This is a genomic window from Pusillimonas sp. MFBS29 (genome assembly GCF_020687695.1).
In the GTDB taxonomy this organism is placed as follows: domain Bacteria; phylum Pseudomonadota; class Gammaproteobacteria; order Burkholderiales; family Burkholderiaceae_B; genus Pusillimonas_C.
On the sequence record NZ_JAJEWL010000027.1, the window covers coordinates 1 to 799 of the forward strand.

General features: G+C 57.6%; 1 protein-coding gene. It reads right to left on the reverse strand.

Annotated features, from left to right (window positions below; translation table 11 throughout):
- The coding region (locus LKR43_RS16145) for a transposase (protein WP_227685200.1) at nucleotides 1-704 on the reverse strand (704 nt) is incomplete at its 3' end.
- Nucleotides 705-799: the final 95 nt, after the last annotated feature.

Sequence of the window (799 nt, forward strand, 5' to 3'; positions counted from 1 at the left end):
TCGTGCTGCTGCCATAGCTTCAGAAAATGCTGGTTCACCAACCGCACGACATGAAAGCGATCAGCCACGATCATGGCATTGGGAAAGTACTGCTGGGCAATGCGCCGATAGGTCTCGGACAGATCCATCACAATGACACGCACGTGCTCACGCCCAGGCAAACGCTTCAGAAAGCTACGCAGACTTGCTTCTGAGCGCCCCAGCACCACATCGAACACCTTATGGTGCTGCAGATCGACCAGCGTCGTGGCGTAGCCCTTCTTGCGGCTGAAGAAATGCTCATCAATGCCTAGAACCTGCGGACAACGTCGGCCTGACAGCTCCAAGACGCGTTGCTTAATAAAGGACTGGTACCAGCGCTCGACGGTGGCGCTGCCGATCCGGTGCGTGCGCGTGAGCTGGCGCTGGCTCACGCCCCCGTCATGGGCCTCGAAAACCTCCAGGCGATACGCCTCGGTGGCCCGGCGCCGTGGCCGGATGCCCGCAAAGCGGTGACGAAAGTAGCGATTGCAGTCGGTGCAGTGATACTTGGGCACCCTCAGGTGCAACACCATGAGCTGATTGCCCTGGCGTGTGTGCTTGAGCGTACGCTGGTGCGTCGCTTTTATCCGTACCGCCTCTTGCTGGCAATGGATGCACGCCAGGCGTTTGGCCGGCCTGGCCCAGACATGAATCTCCCGGCCACGCTCCACGCGCTCAATCATTACATCTCGGATTCCTAAGATAAAATCTACTGGGGACATCGGCATTCCTTCCATTAAGCTCGTTCTTCGCAAAAACAAGTTTAATGAATGTCGCT